Below are 16,735 nucleotides of genomic sequence, written 5' to 3' on the forward strand. Positions count from 1 at the left end.
GATCGGTTATGCGCTCGGTAGTCGCTCAATGCGCGATCATGATATGGCGCACGGCAGTATAGTCCTCCAGCGCATAGATCGACATGTCCTTGCCATAGCCGGATTGTTTCAATCCGCCATGCGGCATTTCATTGGTCAGCATGAAATGGGTGTTGATCCAGGTGCAGCCATATTGCAGGCGGGCTGCGGCCTGCATGCCCTTGCTGACATCCTTGGTCCAGACCGAGGAGGCTAGGCCGTAATCGCTGTCATTTGCCCATCGCACGGCTTCATCGACATCGCTGAAGCGCGTGACCGAGACAACGGGGCCGAAGACTTCGCGGCGCACGATTTCATCGTCCTGTGTTGCACCCGCGATGACCGTCGGCTCAAAGAAGAAGCCGTTCGCACCGGCGGTTTTTCCGCCCGTCGTTATCTCGATATGCTTGTGCTCGCGGGCACGGGCGACGAAGCTCTCAACGCGATCACGCTGGCGGCGCGAGATGAGCGGTCCGATTTCGTTCTGGCTGTCGTCTTCCAGATTGTAGCGGATGCTGGAAACGGCGGATGACAAGTCCGCAACGAAACGGTCGTAGATGCGTGCGTCGGCATAGATGCGGCAGGCGGCAGTGCAGTCCTGTCCGGCATTATAATAGCCGAAAGTACGAATACCGTTGACGACGGCTTCAATGTCCGCATCGTCGAAGACGAGGACAGGCGCTTTGCCACCAAGCTCCAGATGAGTGCGTTTCACGCTTTTGGCTGCGGCCTGCAAGACCTTCTTGCCGGTTGCGACATCGCCGGTGATCGACACCATGTCGATACGCGGATGATTGATCAGCGCGTTACCCACGGTTTCGCCGCGTCCCAGCACGATATTGACGACGCCCTCCGGTAGAATATCCGCCAGCAGCCTGGCCATTTTCAGTGCTGTCAGTGGCGTCTGTTCGGACGGTTTGAAAACCACCGTATTGCCGCCCGCAATGGCTGGCGCGAGTTTCCATGCCATCATCATCAGCGGATAGTTCCAAGGCGCGATGGAGCCGATAATGCCGACCGGATCGCGTCGGATCATTGATGTGTGGTTCGGAATATATTCCGCGGCAATGGGCCCATGAAGATTGCGCACTGCGCCGGCAAAGAAGCGATAGCAATCGACGATGGCCGGAATTTCATCATTGATGACGGCATTGATCGGTTTGCCGCAATTGAGCGCTTCCAGCGTGGCAAAGGCTTCTGCGTCCCGCTCAATCGCATCCGCAATCTTCAGAAGATAGTTGGAGCGCTCGCCGGGCGTGGTGCGCGACCAGGTTTTGAATGCCTTGTCAGCAGCGGCCACGGCGGCGTCGATCTGGCCGAGCGAGGCTTCCGGCAGTTTGAGAACGGTCTCGCCGGTCTTTGGATTGAGGACGTTTTCCTCGACTTCCGTGCCAGCTTCAAAGCGTGAGCCAATCAGCATTTCGGTGTTCATGTCGTTCTCCCTTGTGTCATTTTCCGTGACCGGCGACCTGATCGCCATCGCGGGTGAGATAGTAGGCGGCGAGGATGGGCAGGAAGGTCACCAGAACCACAACCATGGCCACCACATTGGTGACGGGGCGCTGGCGTGGCCGGATCAGTTCCTGAAGCATCCAGATCGGCAGGGTCATCTGCTGGCCGCCGGTAAATGTGGTGACGATCACCTCGTCAAAAGACAGTGCGAATGCGAGCATGCCGCCTGCGAGCAGGGCCGTTCCGATATTCGGCAGGATCACATAGCGGAAGGTCTGGAACCCGTTTGCACCAAGGTCCATCGAGGCTTCGATCAGCGAACCCGACGTGCGCCTGAAACGGGCGACAGCATTGTTGTAGACGACCACCACGCAGAAGGTCGCGTGACCGAGCACGATGGTCCACATCGAAAACGGAATGTCGAACAGCGAGAAAGCCGAGCGCAGGGCGATGCCGGTGACAACGCCCGGTAAGGCGATGGGCAGGATGACCAGCAGCGAGATGCTTTCGCGTCCGAAGAAGTGGGTTCGGCTGACGGCAGCGGCACATAGCGTTCCGAGTACGAGCGCGATCATGGTCGCAATCGTGGCCACCTGCACGGAGAGCGCAAGCGACGACCACACATCGGCGCGGTTCCATGTCACGGCGAACCATTGCAGCGTGAAGCCCGGAGGCGGCCATTGATAGCTCTTTTCTTCCGTCGTGAAGGCATAGACGAAGATCAGCAGGATCGGCAGATGCAGGAAGGCGAGGCCCAGTCCGGCAGCAAGCTTCAATCCGAAAGAAGCGCGGTTGTTGCGATCAGAGCGCATCGAAAGCCCCCTGTTTCTTGGCGATCCAGAGATAGATGGCCATGATGACGATCGGCACGACGGAGAATGCGGCAGCGAGCGGCACATTGCCCGCCGTTCCCTGCTGGGTATAGACCGCCTGTCCGATGAACAGGCGCGACGAACCGATGATCTGCGGAATGATGTAATCGCCAAGCGTCAGCGAAAAGGTGAAGATCGATCCGGCGATGATGCCCGGCATGGCGAGCGGCATCAGCACGGTTCGGAACGTTTGTGCAGGCGTTGCGCCGAGGTCGGACGAGGCTTCCACCAGATTGCCCGGCACACGCTCCAGTGCCGCCTGTGTCGGCAGGATCATATAGGGCAGCCAGATATAGACGAAGACGATGAAAGTGCCGAGATAGCTGACCGACAGGGAATTGCCGCCGACAATAGGCAGGGACAGAACGCCGTCGAGCAACCAGGACAGGTGCAGTTTTGCGAAGATCCAGGTCAGGATGCCTTCCTTGGCGAGGATCAGTTTCCAGGCATAGACCTTGACCAGATAGCTCGACCAGAGCGGCAGCATGATGCCGAGATAGAACAGCGCCTTCCAGCGGCCGCGTGCATAGCGGGCGGCGTAATAGGCGATGGGGAAGGCGACGAAAGCGGAGGCAACCGTCACCAGTACTGCCATCAGCACGGTGCGGATGATGATGTCGAGATTGGCTGAGTTTAAGAGCTGCGCATAGGTGGCGAGAGTCAAATTATAGTCGATCAACCCGGAGAAATCGTCGACCGAGAAGAAACTCTGCAAGAGCAGCGCGATCAGCGAGCCGATATAGATGATGCCCAGCCACAAAAGCGGCGGCGTGAGCATGAGAAACAGCAGCAGCCCCGGACGACGCCAGAACAGATCGGAGAGGCGACCAAGCATCCCGCCGCGCTGCGGCAGGATGGAGGTCGGATTAGCCCCGGGATTTGCTCCGGAGTTTCCGAGTGTGGAAGCCTTAGCGCCGCTCATGCTGCCTGATCCATGTAATGAACGTCACCCGGATTCCAGACGATGCGGATATCGGAACCGGTCTTGGGAACACTCGCGCCAGCGGGCAGCATGACGTGCAGTCTGGCGCCTTCGGCTTCCACGCCGAGACGTGTGGCGGAGCCGAGGAAACTGGCGGTTTCGATCCGCGCAGCGACGCCGATCTTGTCGCCCTTGTCGGCAAGGCGAATGGATTCCGGCCGGAGGCTGGCCCAGCGCCGCTCACCGCCAAACGCGGCCATGATTTCGGGTGCGACGACGTTGGATGAACCGACGAAATCCGCAACGAAGCGGGTCTGCGGGCGGTTATAAATTTCCTGCGGTGTTCCGGCCTGAACGATACGGCCATTGTTGAAGACTGCGATGCGGTCGGCCATGGACAAGGCTTCGCCCTGATCGTGGGTGACGAAAACGAAGGTGATGCCCAGCGCCTTTTGCAGGCTCTTCAGTTCTTCCTGCATCTGCTCTCGCAATTTGAGGTCGAGCGCGCCGAGCGGCTCGTCGAGCAGCAGCACTTTCGGCTTGTTGACGAGGGCACGGGCCAGTGCAACGCGCTGCCGCTGCCCGCCGGAAAGCTGGCTCGGCTTGCGGGCGCCATAGCCGGGCAGTTTGACCAGTTCCAGCATCTCCTCGGCGGCGCGGTGGCGCTCGGCCTTGCCAGCGCCACGCACCATCAGCCCATAGGCCACATTGTCCAGTATGCTGAGATGCGGAAACAGCGCATAATCCTGAAACACCGTGTTGACGTTGCGCCGATAGGGCGGCACGCCGCCAGCGCTTTCGCCAAAAATCTCTATTCTGCCATCGGTCGGCTGTTCGAAACCCGCGATCAACCGCAGGCAGGTCGTCTTGCCGGAACCGGAGGGGCCAAGCATGGCAAAGAATTCTCCGGGCGCGATGGTCAGGTTGACGTGATCGACCGCCCGGACTTCGCCGAAGTGCCGGCTCACATTTTCAAAACGAACTGCTGCTGTCATGGTTCTACCCATCATGGAGAGCGCCAGCATCTGTTTGGCGTGCGGGCGCGTCGGTCCGTTCCCTTCCTTCAGCTGAAGGAAGGGCAATCTTCGTGCTTACGATAGTCGATGTCAGCGACCGCCAATGACGCCGATATAATCCGACACCCAGCGATGATAGGGCACGCATTCGCCCTGGCTTTCGCATTTGGCAGTCGGTGTGCGCCAGAAGCTGATCTTCGCAAAATTGTCGTAGCCGTTGGTCGCGCAGCCTTCGTCGGTCAGAAGCGCATTGCCCTTACAGGCCGCCGGAACGGATGGTACTGCGCCGAACCATGCTGCGGCATCACCTTGCACTTTCGGTTTTAACGAATGCTCGAACCACTTATAGGCGCAATTGGGGTGCTCGCTATCCACATGCAGCATGGTGGTGTCGGCCCAGCCGGTCGCGCCTTCCTCCGGGAAGGTCGAGCCGACCTTGGCGTTTTCAGACTTCAGGAGGTTGACCTGGAAGGGCCACGAGCCGGAAGCCACGACGCCTTCATTCTTGAAGTCATCGATCTGGATCATGGCGTCGTGCCAGTAACGGCTGACGAGCTTGCGCTGTCCACGCAGAAGATCGAGCGCCGCCTTGTACTGGTCTTCGTTGAGTTCGTAGGGATTCTTGATGCCGAGTTCCGGCTTGTGCTTCATGAGATAAAGCGCTGCGTCGGCGATATAGATCGGCCCGTCATAGGCCTGCACACGGCCCTTGTTGGACTTGCCGTCTGGCAAGTTTTGTTCTTCGAACACGACGTTCCAGCTCTTCGGCGCTTCGCCCTTGAAGACGTCGGTATTGTACATCAGTACGTTCGGGCCCCAGAGATAGGGCACGCCGTAATGCACCTCCTTCACGGTGAACCACGGCGCATTTTGCAGCCGCTCGTCCACGGTTTTCCAGCTTGGAATAAGGTCGGTGTTGATGGGCTGCACGCGCTTGCCTGCAACGAGACGCAGCGAGGCGTCGCCGGAAGCGGTGACGAGGTCGAAACCGCCTTCATTCATCAGTGCTACCATCTCGTCGGAAGTGGCGGCGGTCTTCACGCTGACCTTGCAGCCGGTTTCCTTTTCGAAATCCGTAACCCAGTCGTAATTCTTGTCGGTTTCACCGCGTTCGATATAGCCCGCCCAGGCCACGATGCTCAGCGCGCCTTCACCTTCGCCAATCGCTTTCAGCGGTTCGGCGGCAATGGCCTGCGTGGCAAAGCTCGCGACAGCCATCAAAGCGGTACAGGATTGCAGAAATTTTCTCATCGACCACTCCCGTTTTATTCACATTCAGTGATTTTGTTCCCGGAGCGGATGGTGTGCTGAAACCCTGTCTTTCGCAAATTCATTTATCGGAAAGCTGGTATCGATTTTTCCGATATCGGAGCTTGGCACGACAGTTGTAAATTCGTCAGGTCGTGGCGAAACGAGTGATTTTCGAGCACCGGAGCGGAGCGTACATAGAGGTACGTGAGCACCGGAGCACAGAAAATTGCTCGTTGCAGCCCGGCATCACGAAGAATGCAACTGTTGTGCTAACGTAGTCGGCCAGAGCGGGCGGCTTCGGCGATGCCGATAAAGTCCCGCGCGGATTGGGGCAGGCTGGACCCCTTGCGCCAGGCCATGCCGATCTGCACGACGGGCAGCGATCCTGAAACATCGCGGCTTTCGATCCGGTCGCCTTCCAGCGACCAGGGGCGATAGACAAGGTCGGGGAGAAGGGCGATCCCCGCACCGGTGGCGACGAGGCTGCGCACGGCTTCCACTGAACGCGTGCGGAAGGCCACATGCGGGCGCGCACCGAGAGCAGCCAGAAGCTTGCCGGTGTTTTCCTCGATTTCATCCACGGTCAGCATGATCAGCGGTTCTTTTGCGATATCGCTCACTGAAATGCTGTCGATGGAGACGAGTTCATGACCGAGGGGTAACCACAGCCGATAGGGCGAGGTTTCGAGAATTTCCGCGTGCAGCGCCATGCGGTCGCGCAGGTTGGAAATCACCATCACCGCAACGTCCAGCTCACCGCCAACCAGCAAATGTTCCAGATAGGAGCCATTGTCTTCGATGGCGCTGATTTCGACGCCCGGAAAAGCCCGGCGATAGCGGGCAAGCAGGTCGGACAGCACATAGCCCGCAACCAGCGAGGTCACGCCCAGGTTGAGCTTACCCTTCTCCTGAATGCGCTGGTCGGCGAAAGAGCGGCGGGCGTCCGATACGCCGGTCAGAATCTTGGTGGCATGGCGGAGAAACTGATGGCCGTTATGCGTGACTGTCAGGCCACGGGGATGACGCTCGAAAAGTTCGACATTCAGGTCGGTTTCCAGTTCCTTGATCGCTTCCGTGACCGAAGATTGCGAAATCGACAGCTTTTGCGCCGCGCGGGTGACAGACCCTTGCTCCGCAACTGCAACGAAATACTGTAACTGCCTTAATGTAAACGCCATTTAGGCAGTTAACCGTGGCAAGCAAAGGATTGCAAGAGCGGTGGATACGAACTAAAACTGGATGATCTGGCCAGCGTTGTATGCTAGTTTTGCAACACTGATGGATGAATAGCTAAAATAAAAATAATTCACTTTCTTATTTTCACCAGTTTGAGTAGTGGCCTGCGCCAATAGCGGTCTTCTTCACCCGCAGTGAACGGTTCGACGACAGATTATGCCTCATTGCAGGCAAGCGTGCCGCCTAACGCGTATAATTGCCCGTTGATGCTCGACCTTTGGTCAGTGAGTGTTGAAAATGAACTATGAAAATCGTGGCGCTGGACACGGCGAGGCCGCAGCGACAACAAGCGAGAATGGTCTGCCCATCGAGGATGTGCAGGCACAAGGGGCACAGGGCGGGGCGAATCGTCTCTCCGCTCGTGGGCAGATTTTGACCGGTGCCGATTTTGCCGAGCCCGGAAAGCCGGGCGAGCGGCTGGACCTGTTTTTTGAAGAACTGGCCGACAGGTTTTCGGATTCTGTCGCCGTTGTATCGGACGGGCGCGACTGGACCTATCGGGAACTCGACAATCGCGCCAACCAGTTTGCGCGCTTGCTGATTGAACACGGCGTTCGTCCGGGCGACCGCATCGGCTTGCTGCTCGACCGTTCTGCCGATACCTATATTGCGCTGCTCGCTGTTATGAAGGCAGGCGCGGCCTATGTGCCGCTGGCGACTGCTTTTCCGGAAGATCGCATGGCCCTCATCATCGAGGATGCCAATGTCCGGCTCGTCATTTCGCTTGAGGCCTATACGGCCCGCGTCGAACAGATGCCTGTGCCGCATGTGCTGATCGATGGCGCGGGCGCGGAAATTTCCAGGCAATCGGTCGCACCGCTGGACAAGGTCGCCAGAGCCGCCAACCCTGACCAGATTTGCTATATTCTCTATACGTCAGGAACGACCGGCAGGCCGAAAGGCGTCGCGATCCTGCATCAGAGCTTCTGCAACTTCCTGCGTGTCGCGGCGATGTCCTACGGTTACAAACCGGGGGACCGTGTTTATCACGGTATGACCATCGCCTTCGACTTTTCGGCGGAAGAATATTGGGTGCCATTTACCGCAGGCGCGACCGTCGTGCCTGCGCCGGGGCCGATGACGCTGGTTGGCGAAGAACTCGCCGATTTCCTGCGGACGAATGATATCAACTGTATGGCGTGCAGCCCGACGCTGCTCTCCTCCATCGAAACCGATGTGCCGAAGCTGCGCCTGCTGATGGTGGGCGGCGAAGCATGTCCGCTCAATCTGGTAACGCGCTGGACAAAGCCGGGGCGTCTGCTTCTCAACACCTATGGTCCGACGGAAGCGACCGTCACTGCGACGATGGGTGTTCTGACGCCCGACAAGCCAGTGACAATCGGTGCACCGCTGCCGACCTATTCGATTGTCATCATCGAACCGACGGAATCGAAGCTGACCGACCCGGATGAGCTGGGCGAAATTGGTATCGCCGGTATCGGCCTTGCTGTCGGTTATCTCAACCGGCAGGATCTGACCGACCAGAAGTTCATTCCCGATTTCATTGGCCTGCCAAACAACCCGTCCGCGCGTATCTACCGCACGGGCGATCTGGGACGCATCAATGCTGCGGGCGAGATCGAGTATCACGGGCGTATCGACACGCAGGTGAAGATTCGCGGCTATCGCATCGAGCTTGGTGAGATCGAAGCCGTTCTGCTCGATCAGCCGGGTGTTGCACAGGCTGCCGTCACCACCTGGGAAATCGAGCCGGGCCGGGTGGAACTGGTGGCCTATTACGCGCCAAAATCCGGCGTGCCGCCGCTGCAGCGCGCCGATATTGCGCGCGAACTGAAGCGCCGTCTGCCGTCCTATATGGTTCCTGCCTATCTCGAAGAGCTGGCTGCCATTCCAATGACGGTCTCGAACAAGGCCGATTTGAAGCGCCTGCCGAAGCCGACCAATGTTCGTCTGTCAGCGGAACGGGAAATCGTGCCGCCGAGCAATGATGATCAACGCTTCATGGCGGATGCACTGGCGGAAGTGCTCAATCTGGACGAAGTTTCGGTCGAGGATCATTTCTTCGACGATCTGGGTGCCAATTCCTTGCTCATGGCACGTTTCTGCGCACGCGTGCGCACTGCGCAGGGCTGGGAAACAGCATCGATGCGGGATATCTACCTGCATCCGACCATCGCAAGTCTGGCGACGCATCTCCATGCACCGCAGCAGAAAACGGCGGCCACGGTTGAGCGTCAGCTTACCCATAAGGCATCCAATTTCGCTTACTGGGCCTGTGGCGTTGCACAGCTCGCCTTCTACGGGGTCTATGCCTATATCGCGCTGGTTTTCTTCGATGGCGGTCTCGACTGGGTGTATGACGCACTCGACAACCCGCTTCAGCTCTATTTCCGATGCGTTGTACTGGCGGCAGCAAGCTTCTTCGCGACAACGGGTTTTGCCATTGTTGCGAAATGGGTGCTGATCGGCCGCTGGAAGACGGAGAGCTTCCCGATCTGGGGCTTGCGTTACTATCGCTTCTGGGTGGTCAAGACGCTGATCCGCACCGCGCCTGTGGTCCTGTTCCGCGGCAATCCGCTCTATAGCCTCTATTTGCGTCTTCTCGGCGCAAAGCTTGGCCGCAACACGGCCATTGAATGCCGGGCGATTCCAGTTTGTACCGACCTGATTTCCATTGGCGAGAATTCCATTTTGCGCCGGGAATCCAATATTCTCGGTTTCAAGGCCGAAAGCGGTTATATCCACACGGGCAGCATTACCATTGGCGACGGCGCCTTTGTGGGCGTCGGTTCCACCATCGATATCGATACCAGGATTGGAAATGGAGCGCAGCTCGGTCATGCGTCCTCCTTGCAGCGTGGTCAGAGCATCCCCGACGGTGAACATTGGCATGGATCGCCCGCAGCGCCGACCACTGCGGATTATTGCAAGGTGCGCAGCATCACGCTGTCGAAAACCCGCCGCATCATCTTCGAGATCGTGCAGCTGGTTGGTCTATTCATGCTGGTCACGCCGTTTCCGTTCCTGTTCCACAGCTACTGGCAGAATGTCAGCGACGACTATCAGGAAACCATCGGTATCGTGGCCATCGGCACCACCGTCACGCTGTTCGGTGTGCTGGTAGTTTCGTTTATTGCCGCAGTTGCAGTTCCGCGATTGGCCAGCCTGTTCCTGAAGCCGAACCGCACCTATACGCTTTACGGTTTCCATTACTGGCTTCAGTCGATGGTGGAGCTGGCCAGCAATTCGCGCCTTCTCAACCTGCTGTTCGGCGATAGCTCGGCGGTGGTGCACTATATGCGGGCTATCGGCTGGAACCTGAACAAGGTGGTTCAGACCGGGTCCAATTTCGGCACCAACCAGCAGCATGAAAACCCGCTCCTGTGCGAAATCGGCAGCCAGACCATGGTGTCGGATGGTCTGTTCATGATCAACACGCACAAATCGGCGGCCACGTTCCGGCTGGAACATACGAAGGTCGGCGAGCGGAACTATTTCGGCAATAACATCTTTTATCCGTCCGATGGACGGACCGGGGAAAACTGCCTGCTAGGCACCAAGGTTATGGTTCCGATCGAGGGACCAGTGCGTGAGAATGTCGGGCTTCTGGGTTCGCCTTGCTTCGAAATCCCGCGTATGGTCAATCGCGACAAGGAACTGATCGCGAATATTGACGAAGATGACCGCCTGCGCCGTTTGCACCGCAAGAACTTCCACAATTTCCGCACCGGGCTGATGTTCCTCGCGGAGCAGTGGCTGATGTTGTTTGCCACGCTGGCGATCTGGGACCGCGCGCTGAACTATTACGACGACTGGAAGTACAATGCGCTGTTTGTGGCCGTGGTGCTGACGGCGGGCATCGCGATACCGTTCTATATCTTCATCGAGCGGTTTTCGCTGGGCTTCGGGAAACTGAAGCCACGCATGACGACGATCTATGATGAAGCCTTCTGGCGACATGAGCGCCATTGGAAACTGTCGGATTCGCCGATTACGCAGCTCTTCGCCGGAACGCCATTCCGTCCGATGATCCTGCGCTGCCTCGGCGTGAAGGTCGGTCGCCGCGTCTATGACGGTGGCGCCAATCTGACCGAGCGTTCGCTGGTTGAAATCGGCGATGATGCGACCTTGAATGAAGGTTGCGTGATCCAGCCGCATTCGCTGGAGGAGGGCGCTTTCAAGTCCGACTTCATCCGCATCGGTAATGGCTGCACACTCGGACCATCGGCATTCGTGCATTATGGCGTGGTCATGGGCGATGGTTCTATCGTTGATGTCGATTCCTTCGTCATGAAGGGCGAGGTGCTTGAGCCATATTCCGTCTGGCGTGGCAATCCGGCCAAGCTCAACCGTTTTGTCGTTCCGGTGACGAAGGACGGAACGGTGCTGGCCAATGTCAAACAGGCGGCGGGTTCCGCTGCTCTTCGTCCGGTGGGGGCCTCCGCTTGACCGATCCAACTTCCAGCACCAGTGATATCCGGCTTCAATCCGTAACGGACGACTTGCGGTCACGGATAGCTGCGCTGGAGCTGGCCCCGGGACAGGAAAACCTTGTCGCGGATAATGCCAGCTCGCTGGAAGAGGCAGATGAAGATGAGGATGCCCGGCCACGCGCTGTTTTTGCAGGCGGCGAGCTGGTCGGTTTCCTCATGTATGATGCGACGAGCGATGGCGACAATGCGCAGATTTATCGCTTCATGATTGACCGCGCTTTTCAGGGGCGCGGTTACGGAAAGGCGGCATTGCAGCTGGTTCTGTCCGAGATAAAGGCGCTGGGTCACATTCACCGCGTTTCCATCTGCTACGAGCCGGAAAACGAAGGCGCGCGCCAGCTTTATGCCAAGGCGGGCTTTGTTGAAGACGGTCTCGACGAAGACGGCGAGATGATCGCCCATCTTGATCTTCGCGGTTGAGAATACCGATATGGCAGAACCTCAGTCCGGCATTTCCGAAAAGTCGTATTTGGAAAATGCGCTGAACGAAGCCATGCGCGCAATCGCGCCCAAGGGCATTGCAACCGCTTGTCGGGTCATTCGGGACGGGGATGAAACCCGCTTACTGGGTGATGAGATTGCTACGCTTCCGGCACGAAATCCGGTTCGTCGTCGCGCCAGCGGCGCGGCACGTATTGCAGCGCGGGAATTGCTCAAAACATACGACAAAGGTGACTTTGCGATTTTGCGCGGCGCTTCGGGCGAGCCAATCTGGCCGTCGGGCATTGTCGGCTCTCTCGCCCATGATGACGATATGGCCGTTGCTGCTGTGGCAAGCAGCGCCGATTTTCTATCGGTCGGGATTGATGTGGAACCGGCCATTGCGCTGCCGGAGGATATTGCCGTGTTGGTGAAACAGCCCGGCGACCGGTTACCAGAAGGCACAGCCGATACAGATCGTATTCTGTTTTGCGCCAAGGAGGCGGTCTATAAGGCCGTCTATCCACTGGACTGTGTGATATTGAACTATGACGATATCATCGTCGATCTTCAGCACGGCCATGCGCGCACCACGACGGGCAGAAATGTCCGGGTCGTCTTTTGCCGAGCGCCGAAAATCGTGACGCTGGCCTATCTCTAAAAAGCATCGAAGGCCGGAACCTGGCGGGCTTCCGGCCTTCGACATGTGTGGAGATGTATCAGGAATGAGCTGATACGAACTCCGACATTCTGACGATCAGGAAGGTGCCGACCGTGGCGCCAGCGTCCTGAAGACCAATGGTCTTTTCCTGGAAGGCAGCAGCCTTGCCATGCTGGGCAACCAGAGATTTGGTTGCTTCCAGCGCGTCTTCGGCAGCCTTTGCCGTCGCAGCCAGTGCGTCGGGCAGGGAAGCTCCGGCAGCAGCCTGAGCTTCAAGCGTGACAGCAATCGGATCGAGGACGTCAAGCAGGGTCTTGTCGCCAACCTTGGCCTTGCCACGTTCTGCAACACCATCGCGATAGGCGCGCCAGAAGGCGGCCATTTCAGCAGTGCCAATCGCGTCAACGCCTTCACAGGCCTTGCTTGCACGCAGGAAACCCGTTGCCGTCAGTGTGCCCATGGTGGACGGAGCGACGCGGGCCATAGTGGCGCCGGCCAGACGCAGCAGCTTGGCAATACCAGCAGCTTCGCCTTCTTCGGCGGTTGCTTCAGCAGCGGCTGCGAAAGCCTTGCTCATGGTGATGCCCAGATCGCTATCGCCAACCTTGCCGTCGAGCGAGATCAGGAATTCGCGCTGTTCTGCGAAGAGCTGTTTCCAGCTGTCGAACAGATTGATGAGATCGGAAGCCTTGATGGTGTTCATGGCGTCACCTCAACCGGCAATATGCTTGAAGAACGGCGTGTTCGCCGAAGCAGCGATAAGCGGCTCCAGTTCGTCGTCGAGATGCAGCACGGAGATCGAAGCACCGGCCATTTCCATGGCGGTGGCGAATTCGCCGATCCAGATGTGCTTTACCTTGACGCCACGCTCGTCGAAGAGCTGTGCAACGCGGCGGAACATGATGTAAAGTTCTTCCAGCGGCGTACCGCCGAGACCGTTCAGCAGGATGGCAACTTCATCGCCCTTGGCATAATCCTGCTCGGCGAAGATGCGGCCCAGAAGCTGATCGACAACGGAGTCAGCCGGAGCAAGCTTGGTGCGGCTGATGCCCGGTTCGCCATGGATGCCCATGCCGATTTCCATTTCATCATCGCCGATAGAGAAGGTCGCATGGCCGATTTCCGGCACAACGCAGCTCGACAGGGCTACGCCCATCGTGCGGGTGCGCAGGCGAGCCTTGTCGGCGAGACGCGTTACTTCATCAAGCGACAGGCCGTTGGCTGCTGCTGCACCGGCTGCCTTGTAGATGAAGAAAATGCCCGCAACGCCGCGGCGCTTGTGCTCTTCACCAACAACCGACGAGGCAACGTCGTCATTGCCGACAACCTGCTTGACGGTGATGCCGTCGAGATCGGCCAGTTCGGCAGCCATGTCGAAATTGATGATGTCGCCCGTGTAGTTGCCATAGATGTAGAGCACGCCTGCGCCCTGATCGATTGCCTTGGTGACCTGATACATCTGTTCGGCACTCGGCGACTGGAACACACCGCCGACAGCTGCGCCGTCGATCATGTTTTCGCCGATATAGCCGAGGAAGGTCGGCAGATGGCCCGAGCCGCCGCCGGTTGCGATACCGACCTTGCCAGCCTTCGGCTTGGCAGTGACCATGCAGCGCTTGTCGTCGTTGACAAAGGTCAGTTCGGGGTGGGCCCGATAGATGCCTTCCAGCATCTCATCAACGAAATTGACTGGATCGTTCAGGAACTTCTTCATGATTTCCTCTTGAGATTATCGGGTTATTTCTTGCGTTGCTGGGTGACGAAGAAGGCGGCGGCCAGAAGAATGAAGCAGCCGACGACGAGACGCTGCCACGTGCTGGGAATACCGACCAGGACCAGAACGCTGTTGATGACGGTGATGAGCAGAACACCCAGAATGGTGCCGAAAACGCTGCCCGTGCCGCCGGTAATACGTGCGCCACCCAGAACCACAGCGGCAATGACGCTGATTTCGGTTCCGACAAAATCGAATGGGCTCGACTGACGGTTGGCGCAAACATGGATGATGCCTGCAAGACCGGCAAGACCACCGGCATATCCGAACAGGAACAGATGGATGGTGCGCAGATTATAACCTAGGCGGCTTGCGATCTGGCTGTTGCCACCCATGGCGAAAATGGCGCGGCCCATCAGCGTGCGGTTCAAGATCCACCAGGTCAGGATCGCTGCCGCAGGCAGGATCAGGAAGTAGAACGGCATGGTGATGGTTGCGCCGTTGGCGGATTCGAACTGGAACAGGGGCAGGCGGCCAAAAGCGCCCATCGTTGGCGGCAGCGACATGATCCAGACCGTGCCGACAAAAGCCAGTAGGAAGCCACGGAACAGATATTGCGTGCCGATGGTGACGATCAGCGACGGGACTTTCAGACTATGCACCAGAACGCCGTTGATCAGGCCGAGAAAGACGCCGCCGGCAATCGCCATCAGGATGACGAAGACGATGGGAAGCGTCGGCATATAGGCCTGTACCAGCAAGGTCAGCGAATAGACCGTGCAGGCGGCAATGGCCGTGAACGATACATCGATGCCGCCAGCAGCGAGAATGATGAAGACGCCAAGCGCGAAAAGGCCCATCACGACACTGGCGCGACCGATATCGATCAGTGTCGAAGCCTGCAGGAAAGCTGGATTGACAATCGACACGATCACGCAGATCGCGACCAGAAGAAAGAAGGTGATGGATTCAGGGCGCCTGCGAATGAAGTCACCCAGCTTGAAGGACCGGGTCTGGCCCAGTTCCGGCTGATACTGCGACACGCTCATTGCGGTAGCTCCTTTTGCGACGACATCATGGCTTGGTAGAGCTGGTCTTCCGTCGCGTCGGCGGCGTCAAATTCCTTGACGATGCTTCCCGCATTCATGACGAGAATGCGGTCGGCGTTTTGCAGCAGTTCCGGCAGGTCATCGCTGACGATGATGAGGCCCATGCCGGCTTCGGCCAGTGTCTGGATGGCGCGATAGATCGTATCCTTCGATCCGACATCGACGCCCACAGTCGGGCCGTGCAGCACGAGGAGCTTCGGACCGATGCTGAGCCAGCGACCGATGAGAACGCGCTGCTGATTGCCGCCCGAAAGAGCGCCGACCGGCAGATCCAGGTTCTTGGTATTGAGGCGCATCTGCTCCATCAGCGAGGCTGCGATTTCGCGGCCCTTCTTCTGGTTGATGACACCGAGGCTGTTGCTGAGACGGGTCAGGATCAACGCGACTTCGTTTTCAAAAATCGACTTGTCGAGGAACAGTCCCTCTGCGAGACGATCCTCCGGCACGTAGCCGATGCCAAGTTCAATGGCTTCGGCAGGGCTTTTGACGTTGATCTTGCGACCTTCGAGCGTGATCGCGCCGTTGGATGCCGGATCAACGCCGGTGATCGCCATCGCCAGCTCGTTGCGGCCTGAATCGGCCAGACCTGTAATGCCGAGCACTTCACCTTTGCGGAGCGTCAGGTTGATATTCCTGAAATCCGGTGATGACAGGCCGTCCAGCTTCAGCAGTTCCGCCTCGCCCGGCGTGCCCGTGCGATAGCGCTCGGCGTCGATTTCACGGCCGATCATCAGCTCGGAAAGTTGCTTCTTGGTGTAGTTTTCAATCGGCCCCTGCGCCACGCATTGGCCATCGCGGAAAACGACAGCGTTACCGCCGATGCGGTAGCATTCGTCGAGCTTGTGGGTCACGAAGAGGACGGCGACATTGTCTGCACGCAGGCGATTGACGACTTCGATGAGGTTATCGACTTCGCGGCGCGTCAGCGACGTGGTCGGCTCATCCATGATGACCAGCTTGGCGCTCGTCGCGATCGCACGGGAAATGGCGACCAGCTGGCGCATGGCAAGCGGCAGTTCGGAAACGATGGTGTTCAGGAAGGCGCGATCTGTGGGCAGGCCGACAGTGCTCAGTGCACGTTCCGCAGTCTGGCGCAGCTTGGTGCGGTCGAAGCGGCGCAACAGCTTGCCATTGCCTTCGACGAGCTGCTGATTAAGCGCTACATTTTCGGCAACCGTGAGGTTGGGGATCAGCGAAAGATCCTGATAGACGGTCTCGATGCCCGCAGCCAGCGACTGGATCGGATCGAGTTCTTTATAGGTCTTGCCATTGAGAACAATTTCACCTTCGCTCGGACCATGTGCGCCGGACATGATCTTGATGACGGTGCTCTTGCCGCATCCATTCTCGCCGAGAAGGTGATAAGCCTCTCCGAGATTGAGCGTGAGGTCGATGCCGCGCAATGCATGCACGCCGCCGAACCGCTTGTGGATGTTGCGCAATTCGAGAAAACGTTCCGGTGCCCGGCCGTTTTCCGTCTTATTGTTCATCGTAGTTGACACGTTAATTCCTCTGCCACAACGCATCATCGCGCTTGCGCGCAACGGTTCCGCTGTCGGCTGGTTGGCGGCATTAAAGCCCTAAAATCAACCGGGGTTGGTTGCCCGGAT

Annotated in this window: 13 protein-coding genes; 3 read left to right on the forward strand and 10 right to left on the reverse strand. The window is 58.3% G+C overall.

What is annotated here, in order from left to right; translation table 11 throughout:
* Window positions 1-25 precede the first annotated feature (25 nt).
* The 6 genes from ACTJKP_RS12605 to ACTJKP_RS12630 form a co-directional block, all read right to left on the reverse strand.
* Window positions 26-1,450, reverse strand: coding sequence for a gamma-aminobutyraldehyde dehydrogenase (locus ACTJKP_RS12605; RefSeq protein WP_440630898.1), 1,425 nt, complete (start codon window positions 1,448-1,450; stop codon window positions 26-28).
* A 16-nt stretch (window positions 1,451-1,466) separates the two neighbouring features.
* Window positions 1,467-2,282, reverse strand: a complete 816-nt coding sequence (locus tag ACTJKP_RS12610) for an ABC transporter permease (RefSeq protein WP_078339175.1) — start codon at window positions 2,280-2,282, stop codon at window positions 1,467-1,469.
* Complete coding sequence (locus ACTJKP_RS12615; RefSeq protein ID WP_440630899.1) at window positions 2,272-3,264, reverse strand: ABC transporter permease; 993 nt, start codon at window positions 3,262-3,264, stop codon at window positions 2,272-2,274. The genes ACTJKP_RS12610 and ACTJKP_RS12615 overlap by 11 nt, the downstream gene beginning before the upstream one ends.
* On the reverse strand, window positions 3,261-4,259 hold the full coding sequence (locus tag ACTJKP_RS12620; protein ID WP_440630900.1) for an ABC transporter ATP-binding protein: 999 nt from the start codon (window positions 4,257-4,259) through the stop codon (window positions 3,261-3,263). Before ACTJKP_RS12620 ends, ACTJKP_RS12615 begins: the two co-directional genes overlap by 4 nt.
* A 111-nt stretch (window positions 4,260-4,370) precedes the next feature.
* Window positions 4,371-5,531, reverse strand: a complete 1,161-nt coding sequence (locus ACTJKP_RS12625; protein ID WP_440630901.1) for an ABC transporter substrate-binding protein — start codon at window positions 5,529-5,531, stop codon at window positions 4,371-4,373.
* A 269-nt stretch (window positions 5,532-5,800) separates the two neighbouring features.
* On the reverse strand, window positions 5,801-6,709 hold the full coding sequence (locus tag ACTJKP_RS12630) for a LysR family transcriptional regulator (protein ID WP_138783633.1): 909 nt from the start codon (window positions 6,707-6,709) through the stop codon (window positions 5,801-5,803).
* A gap of 295 nt (window positions 6,710-7,004) precedes the next feature.
* On the opposite strand from ACTJKP_RS12630, the gene ACTJKP_RS12635 reads away from it, so the two are divergent.
* Genes ACTJKP_RS12635 through ACTJKP_RS12645 form a run of 3 tightly spaced genes read left to right on the forward strand, consistent with a single transcriptional unit; the run spans window position 7,005 to window position 12,302 of the window.
* Window positions 7,005-11,177: a Pls/PosA family non-ribosomal peptide synthetase gene (locus tag ACTJKP_RS12635; RefSeq protein ID WP_440630902.1), complete on the forward strand. Its 4,173-nt coding sequence runs from the start codon at window positions 7,005-7,007 to the stop codon at window positions 11,175-11,177.
* Window positions 11,174-11,641, forward strand: a complete 468-nt coding sequence (locus tag ACTJKP_RS12640) for a GNAT family N-acetyltransferase (RefSeq protein ID WP_440630903.1) — start codon at window positions 11,174-11,176, stop codon at window positions 11,639-11,641. Before ACTJKP_RS12635 ends, ACTJKP_RS12640 begins: the two co-directional genes overlap by 4 nt.
* Window positions 11,642-11,651: 10 nt before the next feature.
* The gene (locus tag ACTJKP_RS12645; RefSeq protein ID WP_440630904.1) at window positions 11,652-12,302 is read left to right on the forward strand and encodes a 4'-phosphopantetheinyl transferase family protein; all 651 of its coding nucleotides are present in this window, start codon (window positions 11,652-11,654) and stop codon (window positions 12,300-12,302) included.
* Between the two features lie 58 nt (window positions 12,303-12,360).
* Here ACTJKP_RS12645 and ACTJKP_RS12650 read toward each other — a convergent pair whose 3' ends face one another.
* From ACTJKP_RS12650 to ACTJKP_RS12665, 4 genes are read right to left on the reverse strand one after another with little or no spacing between them, the layout of a single operon-like run.
* The gene (locus tag ACTJKP_RS12650; protein WP_138783637.1) at window positions 12,361-13,005 is read right to left on the reverse strand and encodes a dihydroxyacetone kinase family protein; all 645 of its coding nucleotides are present in this window, start codon (window positions 13,003-13,005) and stop codon (window positions 12,361-12,363) included.
* 9 nt (window positions 13,006-13,014) lie between these two features.
* The gene (locus ACTJKP_RS12655; RefSeq protein WP_078339167.1) at window positions 13,015-14,016 is read right to left on the reverse strand and encodes a dihydroxyacetone kinase subunit DhaK; all 1,002 of its coding nucleotides are present in this window, start codon (window positions 14,014-14,016) and stop codon (window positions 13,015-13,017) included.
* A 23-nt stretch (window positions 14,017-14,039) separates the two neighbouring features.
* Entirely contained in the window at window positions 14,040-15,065 is a 1,026-nt protein-coding gene (locus ACTJKP_RS12660; protein WP_078339166.1) for an ABC transporter permease, read from the reverse strand.
* Window positions 15,062-16,615 carry a sugar ABC transporter ATP-binding protein gene (locus tag ACTJKP_RS12665; protein ID WP_440630905.1) on the reverse strand — a complete coding sequence of 518 codons (1,554 nt, stop codon included), beginning with the start codon at window positions 16,613-16,615 and terminating at the stop codon, window positions 15,062-15,064. Before ACTJKP_RS12665 ends, ACTJKP_RS12660 begins: the two co-directional genes overlap by 4 nt.
* Window positions 16,616-16,735: the final 120 nt, after the last annotated feature.

The organism is Brucella sp. 22210 (assembly GCF_052045675.1).
In the GTDB taxonomy this organism is placed as follows: Bacteria; Pseudomonadota; Alphaproteobacteria; order Rhizobiales; family Rhizobiaceae; genus Brucella.